Below are 21,924 nucleotides of genomic sequence, written 5' to 3'. Positions count from 1 at the left end.
GATAGTTATTTAAACGTCCGAAGCGAAGGGAAGGTCACGGGTGGATCGTAACGAGAAGTTCGCGACCTTCAGCGGCAGCGTCGTGACAGGTCTAACGCTGGTCTTCTGTTTATCCCCGACTTTTTGGATCATCTGTTTCGGTTCATTGCTACTAATCGTTAGTTTTAGCCTCTTAGCAAAATTTGAAGGGCTCTGGGGGCCAACCACTGCCAAACATTGGTTCTATATTCTGCCCATGGTGCTCGCCCCAACTCTGGGAGGGCTACTTCGCGAAACGAATTATGCACTGTGGCTCGGAGCTCTCGTGGCATTAGCCGGCGGCTTTGCAACGAATTTCCTCGTGCGCCGTTACCCTCCGTTTATGTCTCCGCCTCAGGAGACGGAGACAGCAGAGACCGCAAACTCTATTTCGCGTTAGAACGCTCTGCCGGGCTCAAGTCCATCCCAATCACTTGGAATCAATGGTTTGTGGCCCCGCGAAGAATCACGAAATCTAAGATAATCACCGTTCGCTACGCACTCCCGCTGTGCAGAATGCTGAATCATGACATTTAGGCTTCAGAATCTTCAATCGCGCGCTCGAGACGCTGAATCTTTCCGTCAAGTTCACCGGTATATCCCGGGCGGATATCGGCCTTGAGCACCAGTGAAACCCTGGAACCGTAGTTGCTCACAGCCATTGTGGCGGCTTTAACGACAGCCATGACTTCATCCCACTCGCCTTCGAGCTCGGTAAACATTGAACTTGTGCGGTTCGGTAAACCGGAGGCTCGAACGATTCGTACCGCTTCGGCGACGGCCTCATGAACCGAGGCATCGGGGTTGTCGGTGCTTGGGGCAACTGAAAAAGCTACAATCATGATTCCACTGTGCCACCGACCTCGAAGCTTGTCAGCCTTTATGTTCTGTGTGCGCAATATTTTGTGACTTAACTACAATGGGCTGCATGACCTATAGCGCACTGACTAGATATTTATCGTTAGATTTAACCGCTAGCTCAACACCGCCCGCAATCGCGGCAGAGGAACAAAACAGCGACTACGAATCAGCCGTAGTTCAGCTAGAAAACCAACATTGGAGAATTCGTACCGCGCGCATCACCCCCACCAAACCCGGAGCGTTCCTTGCTTGTTGGACACGCGACGGTGAAGGTCGGACCGTGCCGTTTAGCGCGGGTGAAAAAATTGCGGGAATGCTGGTTTTCGTACAAGACGGGGAACGTTTCGGCGTCTTCAGGTTCACCGAAGATCATTTACGAGAGCTTGGAATCACCACCAGCGATTCCAGTCCCGGGAAACGTGGATTCCGGGTCTACCCAAGTTGGTGCACACAACTCAATCCGCAAGCACAACGCACGCAACGCGCCCAAAGTTCGGCCTTCAGCACTTTAGTTTGAGCGCACCCGCACGCGCAGTGGCGTTTACGCCGCTAATCCAGTGGCACGCAACGCAACCGCAGCCAGTGCTCCGACAAGGACCACTACTAAGTAGGGAGCTTTGAAGATCAAAGCAATCGTTGCTGCCGCCAACGCTCCGATCCGCGCGTCGATGATAAGTTCTTGTCCGCTAGTTACCGCATTCATAGTGACCAGTGAGGCCAGCAACGCGACGGTGAGTGTTGCTGCCACATGGCTCATCAAGGGGGAGTCAAGTACGCGACGAGGGACAAAGTAGCCACTAATCTTCAGTGCAAAGGCGGCCGCGCAAGCGCCCAGGAGCCACCAGCTCAATTCGCTCATGTTTTCTCCTGATCTACTTGTTGCAGCTGTCCGTGTTCGGTAGCCGGTTTGGTGTGACGCCCGGTGAGCACCGCAAAAAGTACTGCGCACCCGGCGGTGATCAGAATAGGTACACCAGGAACCGTCAACGGCACTGCGAACGCGGTAACAATCGCCGCAGCACAAGCGACAAAAACCGGTTGTGCTGATTTTAATCGTGGCCACAACAGTCCCAGGAACGCAGCGACCGCAGCACCATCCAGCCCCCAAGCCGCAGGGTCTCCCATTCGTTCGCCAAGCAGCGCGCCCACGAGGGTAAAGAGATTCCAGAGCACATAAACGCCTAGGCCCGCGGTCCAAAACCCAAGATGCCGTTCACTGAGACTCGCTTGGCCTAAGCTCGTTGCGGTGGACTCATCGATGGTCACCTGTGCCATGAAGGGAACCAACCGTGGGCTAGGGCGAAGCGACTGCTTAATCTGCATTCCATAGACGGCGTTGCGCACCCCCAGTAGGGTCGCCGCGGAAAAGGCGGCTGAGGCTGCACCGCCTCCGGAGAGCACCCCGATGAAAGCGAACTGCGAGCCACCGGTAAACATTAACGCGCTCAAGGCCACCGTTTGCCACAGGTTAAGACCTGCAGCTATGGACAAAGCACCGAATGAGATCCCGTAGAGTCCAGTCGCGAGCGCGATGGACAGGCCCATTTTGGTAGCCGGGGTCAACCAATTATTCTTTGTGCTGGGCATCGTACCGCACCTTGTAAACTCCACGTTTGACTCGTGCCTGGCCGATTTTTACTGCGTCTAACTGGTTCACGTGATTCACATGAGTGCCCCCGCAGGCCTCGGAATTGATCCCCTCGATGGTGACCGTGCGGTGGCCATGCTCATCTATTTGAGTGCTGATTGACCCGCCGTGTGAGATCAGCTCGTCAACGCGTTGCTGTAACCAAGCTTCAGCTGCTGCCTTTTCGGTTTCATCATTAAGCGGCAAGTCGATACTCGCTGGATCAAAATCTAGACGTGCTTGCCCGGGGAAGTGTGAGTGCCCGCGGTGCTCCCATCCGCGATCCTCTCCGGCAAAGCCGAGAATATGCCCGGCGGTATGTAAGGCGGCGTTGCCGCGTCGCTGCGCCTCGTCGATTGTTGCGGTGACGATTTGTCCGTCGCTGAAGGTGGAAGTTGTGTAAAGAACAACCAGCCCGTCATCGGTGCGTCCAACGCTCACCGGCTGCTCGTCAACCGTTCCGTGGTCTTCTTGTTGGCCTCCGCCGCGTGGGTGGAAGATGTTAGGGCTCAGAGCAATCCAGTAACCGGCTTCATCGCTACCCGAAGCGATGATGGTAGCTTGCGTACTGAAAACATAGCTATCGCGCAGGTAGAGATTATCTTGGGTCGTGGTGTTCTTGGTGCTCATTCCTTGGTCCAATTCTTGACGCAGTGCTGCCGGGCGGTTGCTGGTAATTTGGGTGACTCCCAAGTCGATCAGATACTGTGCGTCAGCGGGGCGGTCTACGGTCCAGATTCGCGCGGTGAGTCCCTGTTCTAACCATTGACGCACTAAGTGTTCGTTGGCGCGGACCCAGGCCACGCCTGGGCCAATAATACCGGCACCTCCGGCATCGATCAGCTCCCGTCCTTCAGCCACTGAACGGCGCATCACTTCATATACTCCGGCGCGTATAGTTTCACCGTCGTTGAGAAAGTCCGCTACCCGCCGTGGATCAATCTCGGTCATCAGCTGGCAAAGCAATGCTCGATTCACGGTCTGGGCGAGGAAACGAATTGAGTCAGGCTCAAAACTCATCAAAGTCACCTGAATCTGGCTTCGGCGACCCGCCAGTCCCGTCTGTGGATCAAAATTAAATCCAGCTAAGACCTTCAGTGTTTCTTCTTCGAGCAGGTGCCCGTACGGGCTGGGATGCTTGATTTCTATCGCTAAACCAATGTTGGTCCCACGCTCGTCGATCAATTCAAGCAGCTCCACTAGGCTAAGTAGCTGGTCGCTGATGCTTCCGTATTCTTCCGGTACGGCCACCGGCATATAAGAGGAGAAATCCATCTTTTTGAGCTCGTCGAGCGTAAATCCAGCCACTTCGCCGGTGGTATCGCTGGTACGGTCAACGGTTGGATCATGATGGCAGACCACTACACCGTCGCTACTCAGGTGCACATCACACTCAATTCCATCCGCACCCTCGTCGATGGCTTGCAGATAGGCTGCGCGAGTATTTTCGGCGAATTTTTGCGAACTACCGCGATGTGCGTAAAAGAGCGTGTCCATGTCTCCAACGCTACTGGTTTATGCGCGGTACGCGCGTCATTAATGGCGTGCCATCACAAGTAAAGTGGTGCGCATGCCAGAACTTCTTGATCAGCGCACCGAAGGCCTTCGCAGTATGAAGCGGGTAGCTACCCTGCTGTTCTTACTAATGTGCGCGCTATTTGTTTTTAGCGTGCTGTTCCAAGAGCGAATTCCTGCTTTGAGTTATCTGAAGTCAGCCGCCGAGGGCGGGATGGTCGGCGCGGTGGCCGACTGGTTTGCGGTGACTGCGCTATTTCGACATCCTCTGGGCCTGAAAATCCCTCACACAAATCTGATTCAACGTAAAAAAGATGAACTTGGCGCCTCTTTAGGTGATTTTGTACAGCAGAATTTCCTCACCCCTCAAGTCATCACCACAAAGCTTCGTCAAGCACAATTGGGGCTTCGTGCCGGTAGCTATCTTGCTAGCGAGAAGGGTTCTACTGCCGCGGCCACCCAGCTTTCGACTCTGGCCGTAGGCGCATTAAATTCCCTGGATGATGAGCAGGTACTCACCGTCTTGCAGGTATTAGCCAATGATTATGTGGTCGCCCCAGAATGGTCCACAACTCTCGGAGCACTAGGCCAGAAACTCATCGACGATAGCCATCATGAAGTCGCCGTAGAACTGATCGCACAGCGGGCCGGAACCTGGGTGTCCGAACACCCTGAGGTGTTCTTAGATGTGGTTTCTGGTCGATCCCCTTCATGGGTTCCACAAATGGTCGACCAGCTGCTGGCGCAGAAAGTGCATCAAGAATTACGCGGATTGCTCTTCGCAGTGGCAAATAATGTGCAACATCCATTGCGTCTGGCGCTGACCGCTTGGCTGGCGGATTTCACTGTGGCCATGCAGCATGACCCGGGAACCATCAACAAGGTCGAGGCATTTAAGCACTCACTGCTTGGCGACCAACAGTTACGTGAACTAGCTGTTCGTGGCTGGGATTCTTTGAAGACCGGGTTGATTCAGTCCTTGCAGGATGCCGAGTCTCCACTCAATATTGCGCTTCGTTCAGCTTTGGGTACTTTTGGCGAACGTCTACAAAATGACCATCAGCTCCGTGAGAATTTGGAGGACCGCTTAGTTTCTGGCGTTGCTTCACTGACCGAACAGCATGGAGCGGCTTTGGCTGGACTAGTCAGCGATACTGTTCAGGCCTGGAATCCAGCGGAAACCAGTGAAAAGCTTGAGCTTCAGGTTGGCCGTGATCTGCAGTTCATTCGGATCAATGGCACCGTGATCGGCGCACTAGCAGGCGTCGTAATTTTCTCCGTGGGCGAGCTCATCATGGTCATCTCTGGCTGACGTGCCAGAATACGTATTCAGGGACGCGTAACAACGCCTCTTCCCTGCAAGCCATCGAGAGATTAGTATTTATTCAGTCTCAATAACCTTTGAATAAGTATTTCTCACTATCGAACCGGCTGACTAGAGTTGCCATGAACGTCGCTACAGCTTTAAGCGCGGGTCGACGATCGGAGCATCCATGGAAACTAGACTTTTACGTTATTTCGTCGCAGTAGCCGAAGAACGACATTTCGGCCGCGCTGCCGAACGCCTGCATATGGCTCAGCCACCGCTCTCTCAGCAGATCAAGCAGCTCGAAGAACAACTGGGAACGAAGCTTTTCATCCGCACTACCCGCAAAGTGGATCTCACTCCTGCCGGCGAATTGCTGTTGACCCGAGCCCGCGCGCTCCTCGAAGAACATAGCCAACTTGCACGCGATGTACGCACCGTCGGGGACGGTGCGAGTGGAGTGCTCCGCTTAGGTTCCACCGGCAGCGCCACCTACCGCATCATGCCCAAGGTGATCGCCGCGACCACCGAGCATATGCCGGGACTTCAGCTCAACGTTCAGGGCGAAATGCTTACCCCGGAAATGGAAGAAGCGCTGGCTGAAGGCCGTCTTGATATCGCGATCTTGCGCCCGCCAGTACACAATGACGAGGTCGAATATTCGTTATTAGAGAAAGACTTGCTCGCTGTCGCGTTACCCACCGGGCACCGTCTGGCTTCACAAGAAGTTATCGACATCCAAGAGTTGCGAACCGAAAATTTCATTTGTTACCCCGCCACCTCTGCGGTAAACACGATCTTCGTTGAAGCCTGTCGCAGCGCCGGATTCATTCCGCGCACCGCGCAGATAGCCCGCGAGACCTCTACCCTACTGACCTTTGTGGCCGCGGGCTTAGGCATCGGCATGGTTCCAACGTCCAATTACCTGCCACACAGCGAGCGGATCATTTTCCGTCCACTGCGCAACGCCCCTTCGGTCGATCTTGCGGTCGCGTGGAAGCTGGGCAATCAGTCACCGCTGGTACAAAACTTTCTAAAACTCTGCACCAACTTGGCTCCTGAGGAAGGACACTCCGAATGAAAATTGCTCGCATAGAAGCGATCCCTTACGCCATCCCCTACACGCACCCATTGCGTTTTGCCAGCGGCGAGGTACACACGGCCGACCACGTACTGATCCGTGTACACACCGAAGACGGAATCATCGGCATCGCCGATGCCCCACCACGTCCGTATACCTATGGCGAAACCCAGACCTCCATCCGCACCATTGTGCAGGATGTCTTTGGTCCACAGGTGCTTGGCTTGGATATCTTTGACCGCGAAAAGATTCGTCAGGTCATGGATCGCACGATACACAACCAGGTTGCCAAGGGCGCCCTGGATATCGCCATCTGGGATGCTATCGGCCAAGCGGTGAAGACCCCGGTACACAAGCTTCTCGGCGGATTCACCGATTCCATGCGAGTATCACACATGCTTGGCTTCCGTCCGGCCGAAGAACTCCTCGAAGAAGCCCTACGCTTCGGCGAGCAGTACGGCATCACCACCTTCAAGCTGAAGGTGGGTCGCCGACCTCTGGCGCTGGATATCGAGGCATGCCGAGTGTTGCGCGAGGGCCTAGGTGAAAACGTCGAGATTTATCTAGACGCGAACCGTGGTTGGACCGCGAACGAGGCGATGGAAGTCTTACGTCAGACCGAGGGTCTTGGCCTCACGATGCTCGAAGAGCCGTGTGATGCCAAGGAAACCCTGAGCCGCAAGCGACTTGTTGAACGCTCACCAATTCCAATTGTTGCCGACGAGTCCGTCCCGACTGCCGGTGACGTCTCACGCGAACTGCTCTCCGGTGGTGCCAACGCCATCTGTATCAAGACCGCGCGTTCGGGGTTCACCGAAGCCACCGAAATCCTGGGGCTCTGCACCGGGCTCGGCGTGGATGTCACCATGGGCAATCAGATCGACACTCAAGTCGGCTCACTGGCCACTGTTACCTTTGGCGCGGCCCACCAGGCCACTACCCGTAAGGCCGGCGAACTGTCGAACTTCTTGGATATGACAGATGACCTGCTCGCGGATCCGCTGGTGATCAAGGACGGGCGCATCTCGGTGCGAAACGTTCCCGGCGTAGGCGCCGGAATTGATGAAACCAAGCTGGCGCATTACCGCCAAGACTAGAATCACCCCCACTTACTTTTAGGAGAACCCAATGTTGTTTCTTGCACGTATGGATGTATCGTTCCCGGCTCACCTCACGACAGAGCAAGTTGCAGATTTCCAGGTCCGCGAGAAGGCCTACTCGGCTCAGTTGCAGGAAAGCGGCAAGATGCAGGGCATCTGGCGCATTGTTGGCGAGTATGCAAACCACTCCATTTATGACGTCGAATCCAATGATGAGCTACATCAGATTCTCAGCGGATTCCCGATGTACGCGTACATGAAGATCAAGGTGACCCCTCTGGCAAAGCACCCAAACTCAATACGCTAGATGCAATTTGAGTGCCCCGTCACCAGCTGTGCGCTAACCCACAAGGATTGATATTCAAATGATCTCAGTGGACGGTAAATAAGTATTTTACTCGGCATAGACACTGCACTACATTGAATATCAATCGCACGAGATGATGGGGATCACAATATAGATCCGCGTCAGTCACATAACACACGTTTAGGGGAGTCATTATGACCATCGAAACTCCACAGGATGCAACGGCAGCAAAGTCGGGCAACGCCGCCACCGACAAGTTCCGCACCTCCGGAAAGCTTAACGCCATCGAGACCTCCGTCGAGCGAGTGAACCTGCTGGCTTCCAAGCTTGTAAAGGCCGCAACCGACATCATCCTCGAAGAGCGTGTGAGCTACGACGAGTTCAACGCCTTGAAGGCATGGCTGATCAAGGTTGGCGACGATGGCGAGTGGCCACTGTTCCTAGACGTATGGCTGGAGCACGCGGTGGAAGATGTTGCCACCGATCACCGCGAAGGCAACAAGGGTTCTATCGAGGGCCCTTACTACGTGCCAGAAGCTCCTTCCCAGGACTCCCCTGCCACTATCTCGATGCGCGAAGACGAGAAGGGCACCAACTTGCTCTTCCAGGGTCAGGTTCGCTCCACCGATGGTTCTGCATTGAAGAACGCCAAGATTGAGCTGTGGCACGCTGACGAAGAAGGCTTCTACTCGCAGTTCGCTCCTGGCATCCCAGAGTGGAACCTGCGCGGCACCTTCATCGCTGATGAGGAAGGCAACTTCCAGATCAACACCATGCAGCCAGCTCCATACCAGATCCCTACCGACGGTGCCTGCGGTCAGCTGATCGCTGCGGCCGGTTGGCACGCATGGCGTCCAGCCCACCTACACCTGAAGGTTTCGGCTGAAGGTCACGAACTACTCACCGCACAGCTGTACTTCCCAGGCGACGAGCACAACGATGATGACATCGCAAGCGCCGTGAAGCCAGAGCTGCTGCTGAACCCTCAGCCAGCCGAGTCCGGCAACGGTCAGCAGGTCACCTACGATTTCGTACTTGACCCAGTGAAGTAAAGCAGAACTTAGAAGCACCGTCTGACGCTGTATGGGAGCGTCAGACGGTGCTTTTTTATCTCCAGCTCAGGAGCTTCAAATTTGTTCGGCGCGATGGTCAAAGGCTAGCGGCAACAGATCTTGGGCAAGCACGCTGACTGCCCCCTCAGGCGCTTCGAGAATGACACGGATGCTCGGATAATAGTCCGCAAGTATTTGTCGGTCTTTACCGCAGGGGCTCTTCACTCCCCGACCATGATTTCCCACCGCCACGATGTGTGTCAGCTCGACTGCTCCGGCGGCACGCGCTGCGCCGAGCGCCACAAGCTCGGCGCAAGGGCCACCGGTGAAGTGGTAGATATTTACCCCGCCGAACATTCTGCCGTCCGCTGCCCGCACCGCCGCGCCCATCGTATGAATACCGTCTGCATCTGCACCTGCATCGGTGGTCGCATCAATCGTTTCGCGCGCAAAGTTGATGAGCTCAAGGTCGCTGACTGTCAACGGAAGCGCAGAGGCAGGAATGTTAATCGGCATACTTTATCGTAGGCGCTAGACCCCTTCCTTAGCCTCGAATACCTTCGTAGACTCAACTTTGAATCAGCAAACGTTTCCCTACCGGAGGTACTCCTTATGTCGCGTATTTTGAGGTTTGATCATGTTGGTATCACCGTTCAAAATCTTGAGAAAGCCACGGAGTTTTTTGTTGGGCTCGGCCTTGAAGTCGAAGGGAGTACCTTCGTGGAAGGCGACTTCATTAACACGGTCACGGCACTGCCCAATGCGCGGTCCGAAATCGTGATGTTGCGAATCCCGGGTGGTGATACGGCAATAGAGCTTTCTAGCTTCGTTCGTCCCGCACACCTAAACGGATCTCCGCAGAACATGGCCAACGAGTTGGGGATTCGGAGTCTGTCTTTCGAAATTGATGATCTACAGGGACAGGTCGAGCGCCTCAAGTCCCAAGGTTATGCCCTCGTGGGCGGTGTGGGTGAGTATGAGGGTTCATGGAAAATGGCCTACATCCGCGGCCCTGAAGGAATTCTTGTGGCCCTCGCGCAGCGTCTGGGCTGAGAACCTTCCCCTGATTTGCTTCGGTTGTTAGGATTCGAGAAGGTTGGCAAAACACCTTGTGAGATGTTCTTTACACATTCTTTGCCGCCATCTTATTTCTAGCAAAGGCATCTACAATATGGCAGCAACAGATGGGTTACTTCAACAACGCTTGCAGACCTACAAGCCTCGTCTTAGTTCAGGGGCCTCGATACTTGGGCTCGCGCTCTGTGCGGGGCTTATCTCGGGATGTACGGCCTTTGGCAATTACTCAGACGACACCTGTACTGGAGAGAAGCCCGTGGCCTCCCTCGAAGAAGCTAGCCGATCCTTGGTCACCGCCGTCTACGCCGGCGACCTCGACGGCGTATGTCGTGTCACTTCCACACCTGCCGACGGTCAGCCACTCAGCGATCAGATGGTCGCCGCAACTAAAGTCATCTTCCAGGAGCAAGGAATCACCCCGGACGATCTGAAGATTACCGTTGGCGAACAGCTCGGCAGTGGCATCTTAGTAACGCTCAGCGATGGGTCAGCTAATCGTGCACATTCTTTAGAACTAATTGGCACGGTCGTGCGTGCCGAAGGCTTTACTATCGGCCTCCCAGCGCAGGTATTTCCCGGGGAACCTATCCATCCAGCTTCTCAATCAGCGAGCGTAACGGACTAACTTTGGTGCCGTGAACGCAGCCGATGAATTGTGAATAATTATCTAGGAAACCAACCAACGATAAGAAATAGCGGCTAGACTCGGCAGACACCGTTGCCCCGTAGGAGGCCACATCATGTCAAAGGTCTATCAAAGTGCCCCGCTCATCTTGCTGGTTGCAGCGTTGATAATTTTCGCTTTCACCCAGTGGTTACCGTTGCTCTTAGTCATCCCCGGCACAGCTGCGGCGATGCTTGTTGGTAGGCAACATTTCATGCCCGGACCAACACAGAACTCCTCGAAAACAAACCGGGACTAGTCCGCTTCCTGCGCGTTAGTATTGCGCATTACTCGGCGAATCCCTCACGGGTTAGTGCAGCAAGTTCGGTACGAGTTGAAACGGCCAGCTTCGCGTAAATTTTTGTCAGGTGGTACTGCACAGTTTTGGTGCTGATAAATAGTTCTTCGGCTACCCGGCGGTTGCTGGCGCCCTCGCAGACAAGTTTCGCAACGGTCTGCTCTTGCGCCGTGAGTGTGGACCAGTCGGTCGCATCTCGGCGCGACATACCGGTACCGCTAGCCTGCAATTCGCGGGTGCAACGTTCGATGTAGGCGGTGGCATCAAGATGTGTGAACGTGGCCAACGCTCGAGTTAACGGGGCAACGCATTCGGCGCGTTTTCCGGCTCGGCGTAAGCACTGCCCATATGAGAGATCAATTCGAGCTCGATAGTACGCGGCGCCGATGCCTTCTAAATGCCTTAAAGCCTCTTCGAAGATCTCACGCGCACCATCGATATCTCCGCGAGCTGCTAACAGCATGGCTTTCACACTCAGATACCGTGCGCTACTGCTGTGATGACCGGTTGCTAGGGAGGCTTCTAAGAGCGGAGAAATAAACGCTTCGGCCTCATCCAATCTTTCGGCCCGAATTAGCGCACCGGCATAGGTGTCTTGCCATGTCCAGAATCCAGGTTCATCGATCCCTTGTGTGCGGTCCAAATTAAGCAGTGGTTCTAAGACCAAAATGACTTCTTCATGGTTTGCTTGGGCTCTGGCAACTTCCGCGCGTGCCATCCGGTAAGGAACCTCCATCACCGGATAGCTACCAATTTTGGCCCACGCTTTTGCCAAGTGAACTTCGACCAGGTCCCAATTTCCACGCAGGGCATGGATGAGGACGGCGGTAGCTTGAATAAGCGGCCGAACCACCTGAATTTCAGAACGCTCCTGAAGCACCTGCGCCGCTCGTACGGTCTCTAGCGCTTGGTCCCAATCTCCCATCAAGAATTCCGCGCGGGCTAACCACGCCTTAGCCCAGAGGGCAATACGCAGTGAACCCTCGCTGAAGTCGGTGGAGCTGGCGGCAGTTAGCTCATGACGAGCCAGTTCCACCCGGTCAGAAGCTAAATACACCCACCCCAACGACATTTCTGCGCGTTGGCGTTGAGCCCCGGTGGGCAGCTTTGCGAGCAGACCAAGAAGCACCTGTTCACCTTCGTCACGGCGTCCCATCATTGCCAAACCCAGGCCCTGAATGGCTGCGCTTTCAATCGCCAGTGGACTGCCAACCTCGGCTAAATTCAGCGACTGCTCGGCCCAATCTAGAAGTTTTTGACCTTCCAATTGGCAGAGGGAATGTAATACCCGACGCTGCGAGATGACCGCCATGGCATCGCTGGCCTGAGCTTGAACAGCACTCTGCCAGGCGCTGGTGAGCCACCGATTAGCCGTATTCGCGCACCCCTGCAGAATGGCTATATAGCCGGAGAGTACATCTCGTTCAGGACTGCTCGCTAAACTCGCAAGCTGATGTGAAAACGTTTGGGCTCGGCGCAATTCACCGGCAGCAACGATGGCATCTACCGCCTTGAGCAGCAGGGAATCACGTTCTTGCGGGTTGGGTGTTAGGTGGGTGGCGCGGAAGAAGGCAGTTGCCGCCGAAGACCATTCACCACGTTGCCCTTGGGCCACCGCATACGCCGCTAACGCACGGGAGAGACCAACGTCAGGCAAGAGGCTGGCATCGGCCCGATGGCCGAGTATGGCACCGTGGTCCTCCACAATTTTCGCCGCGGCGGTGTGCAACCTAATTCGCGTGCTCAAAGGAATCTGGTGGTAGACCGCCATCCGAGTGAGCTGACTTTCAAATCCGAGCCGCACCATGCCGCTGTGTCCGTAGGTTTGCACCAGAGAAACATCGACCAGCTGTTGTAGCGGGCTTAATGGCTCGGTGACCTGCGCAAGTCTGACGATTAGATCGAGCCTGGCTTGTACGCCTAACACCGCGGCCGCTTCCAGAATGGCGCGGGCCTGTGGCTCAATTTCTTCGAGTAGGCGTTTGATGTGTAACGACAACGCCCGTGGTGCCGGTGGCCACCGATTCCATTGTTCCCAGCTTTGTTCCGGGTTCTCCTGCGCTAAATCAAGGATCGTCTGAAGATTGCCATGGGTATACTCCACCAGTTGCTCGGCAGCCATCGCCGGCAGTTCAATACCCAAGCGGGTAAATACAATCTCACCGATTTGCGCCGATGTTGGCAGAGCCAGTTGTACACGGCTCAATTCACTGTCATCAAGAAATTCGCGGGCTTCGGGCGGCAACATGGCCACATCACTATCTCGGATTGCCAAGACGATAAGCACTCGTTCGGTGCGCAATCGCCGCCAGGCATAGCGCACCGCCGCCAGACTCTGAGCATCGACCCACTGCGCATTTTCAATCACCAATACTCGGGCGCGCTCTGGTTCCGCACGGAGGAAATGCAACAATGCGGGGCCCAGATCCGCTGGTGAGCCAAAACCAATAGGTTCTAGCAACGGCCCCAGTGCCGCCGCTGGCTCGTGGGCCTCCCAGCGAGAAGCGGTCACCACGCTGACGGTCGCCGCGCGAGATCTGGTGTGCATCCGTCGGATGACGGTACTCTTTCCACTACCCTGTGGCCCTTGCAATACGGCGAGGGCACTGCGCCCCTGTTCCGCGTCACGCAAAAGGGTGGCGAGTGTGTCTTGAGCTTCCTGCTGGCTCAATTTCACACCCACCACCCCTTTGTTAATATTTTTCACCGAATCGATGTGCAACTACTTTTCTGTGCCGGTCACCAAGAGCTCACGCGCAGGCTGCAGCGCGTTGGATCGAGACATAGGTACAAAGGTGGTGACCAATGTTCCAACGATAGCAACAGCTGCAAAAACGTAGAACGCAGTTCCTGGGGTCGCTCCCGCGCTGAGCAGCAGTCCCCCGGCCAGCGGACCGAAAATACCGCCGAGGCGGCCGAACCCAGCGCACCAGGCAACGCCTGCTCCGCGAGCGGCACTGTGGTAATAATTTGAGACAAATCCATAGATCAGCACCTGAGTACCGATGGTTCCCACACCAGCCACCGCCACTAGTGCCAAGAGCAACAACAGTGGCAGCTTCAACGTCATTAACACCATTGCAAGGGCAGCTAGGAAGAAGGTCACCGCGATGACCTGTTTGGGGCCGGTTCGGTCTGCTGCGACCGAGGCAAGCAGTCCGCCAAACACCGCTGCAAGGTTGAGCACCAAGAGGAATAACAATGAGTGGGATTTACCGTAGCCGGCTTGCAACATGATTTCCGGCATCCAGGTGTTCAAGCCGTAAGTAAGCAACAATCCTGCAAAGCTCATCATGCCCAGCAGTGCTGTTGGCAAGGCGTAGCGTTTGGTAGCCAGAGCTGCGAAGCCCACTGCTTCTGCTTTAGAGTTCTCGGTTTTAGCATCAATTGGTAGTTCGAGAACAATGCCGGTGCGTGCCGACAGTTCTTGTGCTTCGGCTACCCGACCACGTGACAACAGCCATTGTGGGGATTCCGGAAGTTTGAACCATGCCATAGGCAGGAGGAAGAGCAACGGCAATGCACCGATCATAAACAATCCACGCCAGCCGATGAGGTCGGTGAGCACCATTGCCAGGAGCGAGGCAAGCACACCACCCATGGGCACGCCGGAATAAACGATGGCGTTGTAGTAGTTACGGCGGTTTTTCGGTGCAAATTCAGCGACGATGGCACCAGCGGTGGCGACCAATGCGCCCACTCCCATGCCCGTGAGGAAGCGCAAGATCCCGAACCAGAATGAGTCTGGAGCAAAAGCGGTCAGCGCCATGCCAATGGAGAACCAGATAATACCGGTGAGCATGACCTTGCGGCGGCCTAGGTAATCGCCGACGGCGCCTGTAGTCAGCGCACCAACCATCACACCGAGCAAGGCGTAACTTCCCAGCAGTCCTGCGGCAGCCGCATCAAGCTGTCCTAGCTGGCTGGGATCTGCGAGCAGGGTGGAAACGATGGTCCCAAAAACTACTAGGTCATAACCGTCAAAGATCAGTGCGATGGCGGCGATAGTGACCACCCAACGTACCGTGCTCGCTTGCTTGGAACTGTTTATTGTAGGGCTGGTCATCACGTGATTTCCGTTCATTTGCGGTATCTGGGGGCACCTCGTTGTGCCCCCAGAAAATACGTGCCCGGCGGGTACAGCTACTGCACCGGGATCAAGATGATTAACGAAACGGCCCGTCGTAACGGGCCGTTTCATTCGATATTCAGTCGAACTATCCGAGGTCTCCGCCGGCCACCGCGAGGGTTGCACCGGTAATATAGGAGGCTTCATCGGAGGCTAGGAACACGATCGGAGCGGACTGCTCGTCTAAGGTTCCGTACCGTTTGAGCAACGTTGAGTCCACGGTCTGGTCAACAATTGTCTGGTACCAGGCCTGCTCCTGCTCGCCCTGTGGGGCGGGGCCGCGCTTGACCTGACGTTCAGGTGCTTCGGTGCCGCCTGGGGCGGTAGCCACCACACGAATTCCGTGCGGTGCTCCTTCCATGGCCAACGCCGAGGTAATGGCCTTCACCCCACCCTTCGCTGCCGCGTAGGGCACCCGGTTCATGCCACGGGTGGCCACCGAGGAGACGTTAACGATGGTGCCGCCACCGGCGGTAACCATCACTTCGAAGGCAGCACGGCACATCCACAGGGTGGGGAACAGCGAACGCTGAATCTCCTTTTGAATCTCCTGTGGCGTGTAATGCTCATAAGGTTTAGCCCAAATGGTTCCACCCACGTTATTGATCAGCACATCGATCCGGCCGAATTCATCCATGGCAGCGGTAACCGCCGCCAAGGCGCCCTCGTAGGTTTCCAGATCCGCGGTAACACTCAACGCATGCGCCGAGTGGGCTCGCAAACCCTCTGCCACGTCATGGATCAATGGGGCTCGGTCTACCAGCACCAAATCACCACCCTCGGCGGCGATGCGCCGAGCTACTGACCAGCCGATGCCCTGTGCGGCACCGGTGACCATCACTACCTTGCCGGCAAAACGTCCGGCATGGAATGACTCGGGCAAGCCCGCAGCTTCGGTCACGTTGCTCGTGGTGTCGGCCCCGCTCACTTGTTCAATTCCTTGGATGCGGCAGCCATGGTGGCCTTGGCATGCTCGTTGTGCGCGATGATTGCGGTACGCGCCGCGGAGATGTCCTGCTTTTCGAAAGCTGCCACGATGGCCAGGTGGTCTGCGTCTACCGCGCCATCGATCCAGTGTTCTTGGCGCAGGACCTTGGCCATAATTGCCGGTACTTCGAGGCGGGTGTAAGCCTGCAGCAGGTGTTCGTTGCCCACACAGGTGAACAAGAACTCGTGGAATGCGTCGTTGGTGACGGTAAATTCGTCGGCATTGACGAATTTTTCTCCATCGAGCGTCTTTCCTGCAATTTCTGCAAGGATCTTAAATTCTCCGAGCTGCTGCTCGGTCAACCGACCCATGGTCAGTTCCACAATCGCCAGTTCCAGCGCCATCCGGGCATCAAACTGCGCCTGGAAGGTTGCGTGTTCCTCACCGATTTCGTATTCGGTGACCGCCTGCGCAACTACCTCCTCGGCTTGTTCCACAGGGGCTGCAACCTCGGTAGCCGGCGCGGCATCTGGCACTACCGCGAGGGCGAACTTCTCGTAGTAGAAGTTCTGCGGCTTGATGCCTTCGGTTTCCAGGTGGCGGCGTACGCCTTCGACCATCGGAGGCGGGCCACAGAGGTAGATATCAACGTCGCCCTCGGCCAGGTGCTGTGGTTGGAAGTGGTTGGTGACGTAACCCTTCTTTTCCGCGGCACTGTTTGGGTCGCCCACTACGGTATCAAAGCTGAATCCTTCGATACGCGAGGTGTAATTTTCTAGCACATCCAGCTCGACCAGGTCGGTATCGGTGTTCACACCGTAGATCAGGTGGACCGGGTGTGCGTTGTCCATGCCGACAAGTTTTTCCAAGATGGAAAGCAGGGGCGCTAGTCCGGTGCCTCCGGCCAGTAGCAACGACTGGCGTTTTGGTTCGCGCAGGAAGAAGCTGCCCATTGGTCCGGTGAACGAAAGTCGATCCCCCACCTGCGCCACATCACGCATGTAGGTGGACATCAGCCCACCATCGGTGATGCGGATCAGGAAGGATACCGTAGCAACCTCGGGTCCGGAGCTGAAGGAGTAGGAGCGGGTCTGTCCGCCAGAACCCGGAACTTCGATGTTCACGTACTGGCCGGGCAGGAAGTTTAGCTCTTCGCGGTTATCTACCTCGAGGCTGAAGGCGTAGGTGGTTTCGGAAATACGGCGGATCTCGGTCAGCGTTGACTCGTAGACGCTCGCCGCGGTTTTAGCCACATCCGAGGTGGTTGGGATCTGCAGGACCAGGTCCGACTCCGGAACCATCTGGCAGGGAAGGCAGAAGCCGGCCTCGGCTTCGTCATCGGTCAGCGCCTCTTCGATGTAATCGCCACCGTCAAACTTGCCCGATTCACAGAACGACTTGCAGGTGCCGCAGGCGCCGTCACGGCAGTCCAGCGGGATGTTGATCCTTGCCTTGTAGGAGGCATCGGCGACGGTTTCGCGGGGGCCAACTTTGATGAAGCGGGTGATCCCGTCCTCGAAGGTTAGGGCGACCTGATAAGTCATAATGGGGGCTCTTTTCAAAATGATGCTGACAGCGCAGCGGGAAGTTCTTGGCCGTGATGCGCCGAGCTTAAGCTCGACGCATCACGGGCTGACCGGGTGTTCTCGGCCGAATTAGATGTGGTAGATATCCACTACGTGGTGGATGTAGTCGTTCTTCAGCACTACCTTCTTCGCGGTGATCACCGGCTGAGTGCCCGAGTAGTCAATCGTGTAGAACGAGGTACCGAAGTAGGTGTCCACGTTCTGGTAGCGGTAGTACAGGGTGAACCAGTTGAAGCGCACCTCAACCTTGTCCCCATCAACCGCAACGATCTCAATGTTGTTGATGTTGTGTCCGGTGCGTGGCTCTGGCAACGAGGTGGCCGAGGAACGGTCGGTCTTGATACGGAAGACACGGTCTTCCAGACCGCCACGGTTTGCGTAGTAGATCAACGAGATCTCGCGCTGCGGGTCCTCGGTGAGCTTGTCATCGTCGGCCCATGCTGGCATCCAGAAGGTAGCTTCTGGGTGGTAGCAATCGATCCAGCGATCGAAGTCACGGTCATCGAGGAAGCGGGCTTCCTGGTAGAGGAACTGTGCGACATCGGCGGTGGTGATGGTGCCGTTGGACGTCGCTGCCTCGGTTAATGCAATGGTGCTCATGTGAATTTTCCCTTCGGCCTTAGTTCTGTGCTTCGCGTTCGGCTGCCAGTGCGGTGCGCATGGCCGAAAGCCAGTAGCCGTGCTGGATTGGGTACAGCCCCTCGTCTTCGGTGCGCGCACCGGAGGCGATTGGTTCTAGGCCAATGGCCTTGGCACGCTCGTCTGCGCCGGTGATCTGGTGTGCCGCGCCGCGGCTCATGTCATTCCATTTCGCTGCGGTAGCCATGTAGGTCTTCTGGCAGGAGCGGAATTCTTCGAGGTCATCCGGAGTGGCCATACCCGAGGCGTTGAAGAAGTCCTCGTACTGGCGGATGCGGTTGGCGCGAGCGGCGTCTGACTCGCTCTTAGGTGCGATGCAGTAGATGGTGACCTCGGTCTTGTCCACAGCGACCGGACGGAATACGCGGATCTGCGAGGAGAACTGGTCCATCAGGTAAACGTTCGGGTACAGGCACAGGTTGCGCGAGACACCGATCATCCAGTCGGCCTTGGCTTCGCCATACTTGGCAACCAACGCGTCGCGCTGTTCGGCCAAGGGACGGTTTGCGGCGTCTAGCCATTCGGTCCAGAGCAGCAGGTGGCCGTTGTCGAAGGAGTAGAAGCCGCCTTCCTGCTTGTCCCAGCCGCCGGCATCCATGGTCTTGGTGTCATTGGTCGACTCACCGGAGGCACGACGGGCCTGAGTGGCCGCGTAGTTCCAGTGCGTTGCCGAGACGTGGTAGCCATCGGCGCCGTTCTCGGCCTGTAGCTTCCAGTTACCGTCATAGGTGTAGGTCGAGGAGCCACGCAGGACTTCTAGGCCTTCTTCAGACTGGTCAACGATCATGTCGATGATCTTTGCCGCTTCGCCCAGGTGTTCTTCCAGCGATGGAACGTCGGGGTTCAGCGAGCCGAAGAGGAAGCCGCGGTAGTTCTCGAAGCGGGCAACCTTGGTCAGGTCGTGCGAACCATCTTGCTTGAACTGCTCCGGGTAACCGGCTCCGCGGGAATCCTTAACCTTGAGCAGCTTGCCCGAGTTGTTGAAGGTCCATCCGTGGAATGGGCAGGTGAAGGTGGTGCGGTTATCGGTCTTGCGACGGCACAGCATTGCGCCGCGGTGGCTACAAGCGTTGATGATGGCGTTGAGCTCATCCTGCTTGTTGCGCGAGATGATGATCGGCTGACGGCCGATGTTGGTGGTGAAGTAGTCACCAATGTTGGGGATCTGCGATTCGTGGGCCAGGTAAACCCAGTTGCCCTCCCAGATGTGCTTCATTTCCAGCTCGAAAACTTCTTCGTCGGTGAAAATGTTTCGGTTGGTGCGGTATTCGCCGGTTTCGGGGCTGTCAACAAGCGCGTTGTCGAGCACCTCGGATACGGCGTTTAGAGTCTCAGTCATGATGTGGTTTGCTCCATCCTTCATATGGGGCCCGACAGGGCGCAACCGCTGCTTGGCGGCCATTGATGGATTCAACCTTGACAGGTTGTGCGCGCCATCACACTAGGCATCTGCCTAGCCTTGGCCTAGGCATTTTTACTAGGAGTTTGCGCATATCAAACACAATTTCTAAAGTATTTGTTGTTTGCTTGGCACCTGCGTACCCTAGACGGACGAAGTGCCGATCAAGGAACGGGCACGCCCTGATTCCCCACGCATCAAAGGTCAAAAATCGCGCTACCCGCTGACTCGAACGCGAGACTTTCCGCTCAGAAATTTGTGCTGGATTTACCACACCAAGCGGGGCCTACGCCGGTTCACTGCCGGTAAATTGGCAGGCGGCGCAGCACGCCGGGCGCACTGCACGGCTCCACGCTTTGGGCGGCATCTACGAGCAGTGATTTCCTTGGACAGAGAGCCCTAACGCCCACTAAAGGTCACAGATTTCGGATAATTATTGGTAAACTAAAGTGACACTTTAGTTTTGAGGATTGCCGTGAATCAGGAAATTTGGCCGGTCAGCACCCGCCCACGCAGTGTGGCAACCCACCAAAAAGTCCTAAAGGCTACAGCTGAGCTACTACACGAGGTCGGATTCCGTGGAATTTCAGTTGAACGCATCTCTGAATATTCGGGAGTCAGCTCGGCGACGTTATATAAGCATTGGCCTACCAAAAATGCGATAGTTGCCGAAGCTTTTGGACGTGTCACAAGCGAAGCGCTGCAATTCCCCACAGCTGGTGACCCACTGACGGATCTCGTCAATTCCACGGTCGCATCACTGACTTTTCACAGCGTGCAGAGCGGCCGAGTATTTTTCCAGCTTTTAGCCGCTTGCTCCTTGGAACCACAAAGCGCAGCGTACATCGATCAGTTCTATATGGCACCCCGGCGAGAAGCCCTCAAACCACTTTTCGCTCGCGCCCTAGCCTCGGGTCAGCTGGCGCCTGGGCTGAATATAGAGATGGCCATCGACGTGGTTTATGGAGCCGCGGTCTTTCGACTGATGCGCGATGCCGACAATGTAGCTGTCGCAGACATCGAAGAAACCGTACGTTGGTCCGTCCGCGGCCTCTTAGCTGAACAACCCTAGGCATTCGCCTCATAGTCCCTAACCAATTCAACACAGAACGAGATCTCGTGGCACACGCCAATAATTTCGTCGCCGATAAATTCGGCTTCACCACCGCACTAATTGGCCTTTGCCTCATCGCCGCACACTCCGGCACTCCCTCGCCACTCTTTCCGCTCTACTCCGAGCAATGGGGATTATCCCCACTAGAAGTCAGTAGCGTTTTCGCCGTATATATCCTTGGCCTGTTGGTCACCTTGCTGACCTGCGGGGCACTATCGGATCATATTGGTCGGCGCCCCGTAGCCTTTTGCGCGTTGCTGGTCGCCGCCGCATCGATGCTGGTCATGGCGTTCGCCGATTCGCTCAACGCCCTCTTAATTGCCCGAGTCCTGCAGGGTATCGCCTCGGGCCTCGGGTTTGGCACCTTAGGCGCCGCGCTCTTGGATTACTCCCCCGCATCACGCCACGGCACAGTAGCAATGCTCAACGGCGCGGTACCACCGGCGGCTATTGGATTCGGCGCATTACTTAGTGGAATTCTTGTCCAATTCGCACCACATCCATTTCAGGTTCCATACCTGGTGGTGGCCTCGCTTCTGATCCTTGCCCTTATCCCTGCATGCTTACTCAAGGAACGTCACCCGCGCCGTCCAGGCGTACTTCGTTCGTTGGTCCCCTCGGTGCTGATCCCCAAAGAAGTACGTCGCGAATTCTTCGTTGCCGTGGGCGCGCTGCTTGCCAGTTGGGCCTTGGTCGGGATGAATTTGGGACTCGGCGCGAGCATCAGCAAAACATTGCTGAATATTCAGTCGCCCACGCTAGGCGCTTTAGCCATTATGGCGGTCACCGGTACCAGTTCAATACTCGGCGTGCTCACCTTCCGGTCCAATGCACTGAAGGTCATGATCCTTGGCTGTGCGGCATTGATCGTAGGTTCGGCTGGCCTCGTTCTCGCGGTTTATACGGAAAGTATCGCTGTATATTTCATCGCAAGCATCATCGGTGGCATTGGCTTGGGCGGCGCCTTCCAGGGTGGCTTACGAACCATCGTGGAGCGAGTTCCAGCGCTACAACGCGGAGGCACGCTTTCCTCGGTATACCTGGTTAGCTATCTAGCATTTGGGCTACCAACGCTCATTGCCGGACTGCTAATCCCGAGCTTCGGATTGAAGAATGTCACTTACGGTTATGCCGGTTTTGTCGTGCTGTTGTCACTGATTGCCTTGGCGTTGATTGCAGGGACTTCGAGACAGAACCGTCTCATTCCAAAGCGTTAATAGTGA

23 protein-coding genes are annotated in these 21,924 nt (G+C 56.0%); 12 read left to right on the top strand and 11 right to left on the bottom strand.

The features are described from left to right. The first annotated feature begins 40 nt into the window (after positions 1-40). Positions 41-418: a hypothetical protein gene (locus CQ011_RS10630; RefSeq protein ID WP_096256482.1), complete on the top strand. Its 378-nt coding sequence runs from the start codon at positions 41-43 to the stop codon at positions 416-418. Between the two features lie 133 nt (positions 419-551). On the opposite strand, the gene CQ011_RS10625 is transcribed toward CQ011_RS10630, so the two are convergent. Beyond that, positions 552-860, bottom strand: a complete 309-nt coding sequence (locus CQ011_RS10625) for a thiamine-binding protein (RefSeq protein WP_105677713.1) — start codon at positions 858-860, stop codon at positions 552-554. An 86-nt stretch (positions 861-946) separates the two neighbouring features. Between CQ011_RS10625 and CQ011_RS10620 the strand changes: the two genes are divergently transcribed. Beyond that, positions 947-1,396, top strand: a complete 450-nt coding sequence (locus CQ011_RS10620) for a MepB family protein (RefSeq protein WP_105677712.1) — start codon at positions 947-949, stop codon at positions 1,394-1,396. 24 nt (positions 1,397-1,420) lie between these two features. On the opposite strand, the gene CQ011_RS10615 is transcribed toward CQ011_RS10620, so the two are convergent. From CQ011_RS10615 to CQ011_RS10605, 3 genes are read right to left on the bottom strand one after another with little or no spacing between them, the layout of a single operon-like run. After that, positions 1,421-1,738, bottom strand: a complete 318-nt coding sequence (locus tag CQ011_RS10615; protein ID WP_096256485.1) for an AzlD domain-containing protein — start codon at positions 1,736-1,738, stop codon at positions 1,421-1,423. Next, positions 1,735-2,466 (bottom strand): AzlC family ABC transporter permease, encoded by a 732-nt coding sequence (locus CQ011_RS10610; protein WP_286161165.1) that lies wholly within the window; start codon positions 2,464-2,466, stop codon positions 1,735-1,737. Before CQ011_RS10610 ends, CQ011_RS10615 begins: the two co-directional genes overlap by 4 nt. Next, positions 2,447-4,003, bottom strand: coding sequence for a glycerophosphodiester phosphodiesterase family protein (locus tag CQ011_RS10605; protein ID WP_105677711.1), 1,557 nt, complete (start codon positions 4,001-4,003; stop codon positions 2,447-2,449). The genes CQ011_RS10610 and CQ011_RS10605 overlap by 20 nt, the downstream gene beginning before the upstream one ends. Positions 4,004-4,076: 73 nt before the next feature. Between CQ011_RS10605 and CQ011_RS10600 the strand changes: the two genes are divergently transcribed. The 5 genes from CQ011_RS10600 (at position 4,077) to catA (ending at position 8,867) form a co-directional block, all read left to right on the top strand. Then, on the top strand, positions 4,077-5,333 hold the full coding sequence (locus CQ011_RS10600; RefSeq protein ID WP_105677710.1) for a DUF445 domain-containing protein: 1,257 nt from the start codon (positions 4,077-4,079) through the stop codon (positions 5,331-5,333). A 181-nt stretch (positions 5,334-5,514) separates the two neighbouring features. Beyond that, positions 5,515-6,408 (top strand): LysR substrate-binding domain-containing protein, encoded by an 894-nt coding sequence (locus CQ011_RS10595; protein WP_105677709.1) that lies wholly within the window; start codon positions 5,515-5,517, stop codon positions 6,406-6,408. Beyond that, positions 6,405-7,505, top strand: coding sequence for a mandelate racemase/muconate lactonizing enzyme family protein (locus CQ011_RS10590; protein ID WP_105677708.1), 1,101 nt, complete (start codon positions 6,405-6,407; stop codon positions 7,503-7,505). Before CQ011_RS10595 ends, CQ011_RS10590 begins: the two co-directional genes overlap by 4 nt. A gap of 31 nt (positions 7,506-7,536) precedes the next feature. Next, the gene (gene catC, locus CQ011_RS10585; RefSeq protein ID WP_105677707.1) at positions 7,537-7,815 is read left to right on the top strand and encodes a muconolactone Delta-isomerase; all 279 of its coding nucleotides are present in this window, start codon (positions 7,537-7,539) and stop codon (positions 7,813-7,815) included. A gap of 194 nt (positions 7,816-8,009) precedes the next feature. Beyond that, positions 8,010-8,867, top strand: coding sequence for a catechol 1,2-dioxygenase (catA, locus tag CQ011_RS10580; protein WP_105677706.1), 858 nt, complete (start codon positions 8,010-8,012; stop codon positions 8,865-8,867). A gap of 75 nt (positions 8,868-8,942) precedes the next feature. Here catA and CQ011_RS10575 read toward each other — a convergent pair whose 3' ends face one another. After that, entirely contained in the window at positions 8,943-9,383 is a 441-nt protein-coding gene (locus tag CQ011_RS10575; RefSeq protein ID WP_105677705.1) for a cytidine/deoxycytidylate deaminase family protein, read from the bottom strand. Positions 9,384-9,479: 96 nt separating this feature from the next. Between CQ011_RS10575 and CQ011_RS10570 the strand changes: the two genes are divergently transcribed. The 3 genes from CQ011_RS10570 (at position 9,480) to CQ011_RS10560 (ending at position 10,867) form a co-directional block, all read left to right on the top strand. Further along, complete coding sequence (locus CQ011_RS10570; protein ID WP_105677704.1) at positions 9,480-9,920, top strand: VOC family protein; 441 nt, start codon at positions 9,480-9,482, stop codon at positions 9,918-9,920. A 118-nt stretch (positions 9,921-10,038) separates the two neighbouring features. After that, complete coding sequence (locus tag CQ011_RS10565) at positions 10,039-10,569, top strand: hypothetical protein (protein WP_146112603.1); 531 nt, start codon at positions 10,039-10,041, stop codon at positions 10,567-10,569. Positions 10,570-10,684: 115 nt separating this feature from the next. After that, complete coding sequence (locus CQ011_RS10560) at positions 10,685-10,867, top strand: hypothetical protein (protein WP_105677702.1); 183 nt, start codon at positions 10,685-10,687, stop codon at positions 10,865-10,867. 28 nt (positions 10,868-10,895) lie between these two features. Here the strand turns inward: CQ011_RS10560 and CQ011_RS10555 are convergent, their stop codons facing one another. From CQ011_RS10555 to benA, 6 genes are all read right to left on the bottom strand, one after another. Next, the gene (locus CQ011_RS10555) at positions 10,896-13,583 is read right to left on the bottom strand and encodes a helix-turn-helix transcriptional regulator (protein ID WP_146112602.1); all 2,688 of its coding nucleotides are present in this window, start codon (positions 13,581-13,583) and stop codon (positions 10,896-10,898) included. 45 nt (positions 13,584-13,628) lie between these two features. Beyond that, positions 13,629-14,972, bottom strand: coding sequence for an MFS transporter (locus CQ011_RS10550; protein WP_105677700.1), 1,344 nt, complete (start codon positions 14,970-14,972; stop codon positions 13,629-13,631). Between the two features lie 151 nt (positions 14,973-15,123). Beyond that, the gene (locus CQ011_RS10545; protein WP_286161164.1) at positions 15,124-15,963 is read right to left on the bottom strand and encodes a 1,6-dihydroxycyclohexa-2,4-diene-1-carboxylate dehydrogenase; all 840 of its coding nucleotides are present in this window, start codon (positions 15,961-15,963) and stop codon (positions 15,124-15,126) included. Next, positions 15,960-17,507: a benzoate 1,2-dioxygenase electron transfer component BenC gene (gene benC, locus CQ011_RS10540; RefSeq protein WP_105677699.1), complete on the bottom strand. Its 1,548-nt coding sequence runs from the start codon at positions 17,505-17,507 to the stop codon at positions 15,960-15,962. Before benC ends, CQ011_RS10545 begins: the two co-directional genes overlap by 4 nt. Positions 17,508-17,618: 111 nt before the next feature. Then, complete coding sequence (benB, locus tag CQ011_RS10535) at positions 17,619-18,149, bottom strand: benzoate 1,2-dioxygenase small subunit (protein ID WP_105677698.1); 531 nt, start codon at positions 18,147-18,149, stop codon at positions 17,619-17,621. Between the two features lie 19 nt (positions 18,150-18,168). Then, positions 18,169-19,527 (bottom strand): benzoate 1,2-dioxygenase large subunit, encoded by a 1,359-nt coding sequence (gene benA / locus CQ011_RS10530; protein ID WP_105678026.1) that lies wholly within the window; start codon positions 19,525-19,527, stop codon positions 18,169-18,171. 535 nt (positions 19,528-20,062) lie between these two features. On the opposite strand from benA, the gene CQ011_RS10525 reads away from it, so the two are divergent. Together CQ011_RS10525 and CQ011_RS10520 are read left to right on the top strand one after the other, a co-directional pair. Continuing rightward, positions 20,063-20,659: a TetR/AcrR family transcriptional regulator gene (locus CQ011_RS10525; RefSeq protein ID WP_181148082.1), complete on the top strand. Its 597-nt coding sequence runs from the start codon at positions 20,063-20,065 to the stop codon at positions 20,657-20,659. A 47-nt stretch (positions 20,660-20,706) separates the two neighbouring features. Next, positions 20,707-21,918, top strand: coding sequence for an MFS transporter (locus CQ011_RS10520; RefSeq protein WP_181148081.1), 1,212 nt, complete (start codon positions 20,707-20,709; stop codon positions 21,916-21,918). Positions 21,919-21,924: the final 6 nt, after the last annotated feature.

Origin of the sequence: Arthrobacter sp. MYb213 (genome assembly GCF_002979915.1) — a bacterium.
Taxonomy (GTDB): Bacteria; Actinomycetota; Actinomycetes; order Actinomycetales; family Micrococcaceae; genus Glutamicibacter.
This window is presented reverse-complemented; position numbering and strand designations above follow the sequence as displayed.

Bases quoted from the DNA above. Each gene is read 5' to 3' on its own strand.
- CQ011_RS10595 (WP_105677709.1), top strand. From the start codon at position 5,515: ATGGAAACTAGACTTTTACGTTATTTCGTCGCAGTAGCCGAAGAACGA.
- CQ011_RS10615 (WP_096256485.1), bottom strand. From the start codon at position 1,738: ATGAGCGAATTGAGCTGGTGGCTCCTGGGCGCTTGCGCGGCCGCCTTT.
- CQ011_RS10605 (WP_105677711.1), bottom strand. From the start codon at position 4,003: ATGGACACGCTCTTTTACGCACATCGCGGTAGTTCGCAAAAATTCGCC.
- CQ011_RS10625 (WP_105677713.1), bottom strand. From the start codon at position 860: ATGATTGTAGCTTTTTCAGTTGCCCCAAGCACCGACAACCCCGATGCC.
- benB (WP_105677698.1), bottom strand. From the start codon at position 18,149: ATGAGCACCATTGCATTAACCGAGGCAGCGACGTCCAACGGCACCATC.
- CQ011_RS10570 (WP_105677704.1), top strand. From the start codon at position 9,480: ATGTCGCGTATTTTGAGGTTTGATCATGTTGGTATCACCGTTCAAAAT.
- CQ011_RS10610 (WP_286161165.1), bottom strand. From the start codon at position 2,466: ATGCCCAGCACAAAGAATAATTGGTTGACCCCGGCTACCAAAATGGGC.
- benA (WP_105678026.1), bottom strand. From the start codon at position 19,527: ATGACTGAGACTCTAAACGCCGTATCCGAGGTGCTCGACAACGCGCTT.
- CQ011_RS10560 (WP_105677702.1), top strand. From the start codon at position 10,685: ATGTCAAAGGTCTATCAAAGTGCCCCGCTCATCTTGCTGGTTGCAGCG.
- catC (WP_105677707.1), top strand. From the start codon at position 7,537: ATGTTGTTTCTTGCACGTATGGATGTATCGTTCCCGGCTCACCTCACG.
- CQ011_RS10575 (WP_105677705.1), bottom strand. From the start codon at position 9,383: ATGCCGATTAACATTCCTGCCTCTGCGCTTCCGTTGACAGTCAGCGAC.
- catA (WP_105677706.1), top strand. From the start codon at position 8,010: ATGACCATCGAAACTCCACAGGATGCAACGGCAGCAAAGTCGGGCAAC.
- CQ011_RS10565 (WP_146112603.1), top strand. From the start codon at position 10,039: ATGGCAGCAACAGATGGGTTACTTCAACAACGCTTGCAGACCTACAAG.
- CQ011_RS10600 (WP_105677710.1), top strand. From the start codon at position 4,077: ATGCCAGAACTTCTTGATCAGCGCACCGAAGGCCTTCGCAGTATGAAG.
- CQ011_RS10620 (WP_105677712.1), top strand. From the start codon at position 947: ATGACCTATAGCGCACTGACTAGATATTTATCGTTAGATTTAACCGCT.
- benC (WP_105677699.1), bottom strand. From the start codon at position 17,507: ATGACTTATCAGGTCGCCCTAACCTTCGAGGACGGGATCACCCGCTTC.
- CQ011_RS10550 (WP_105677700.1), bottom strand. From the start codon at position 14,972: ATGACCAGCCCTACAATAAACAGTTCCAAGCAAGCGAGCACGGTACGT.
- CQ011_RS10590 (WP_105677708.1), top strand. From the start codon at position 6,405: ATGAAAATTGCTCGCATAGAAGCGATCCCTTACGCCATCCCCTACACG.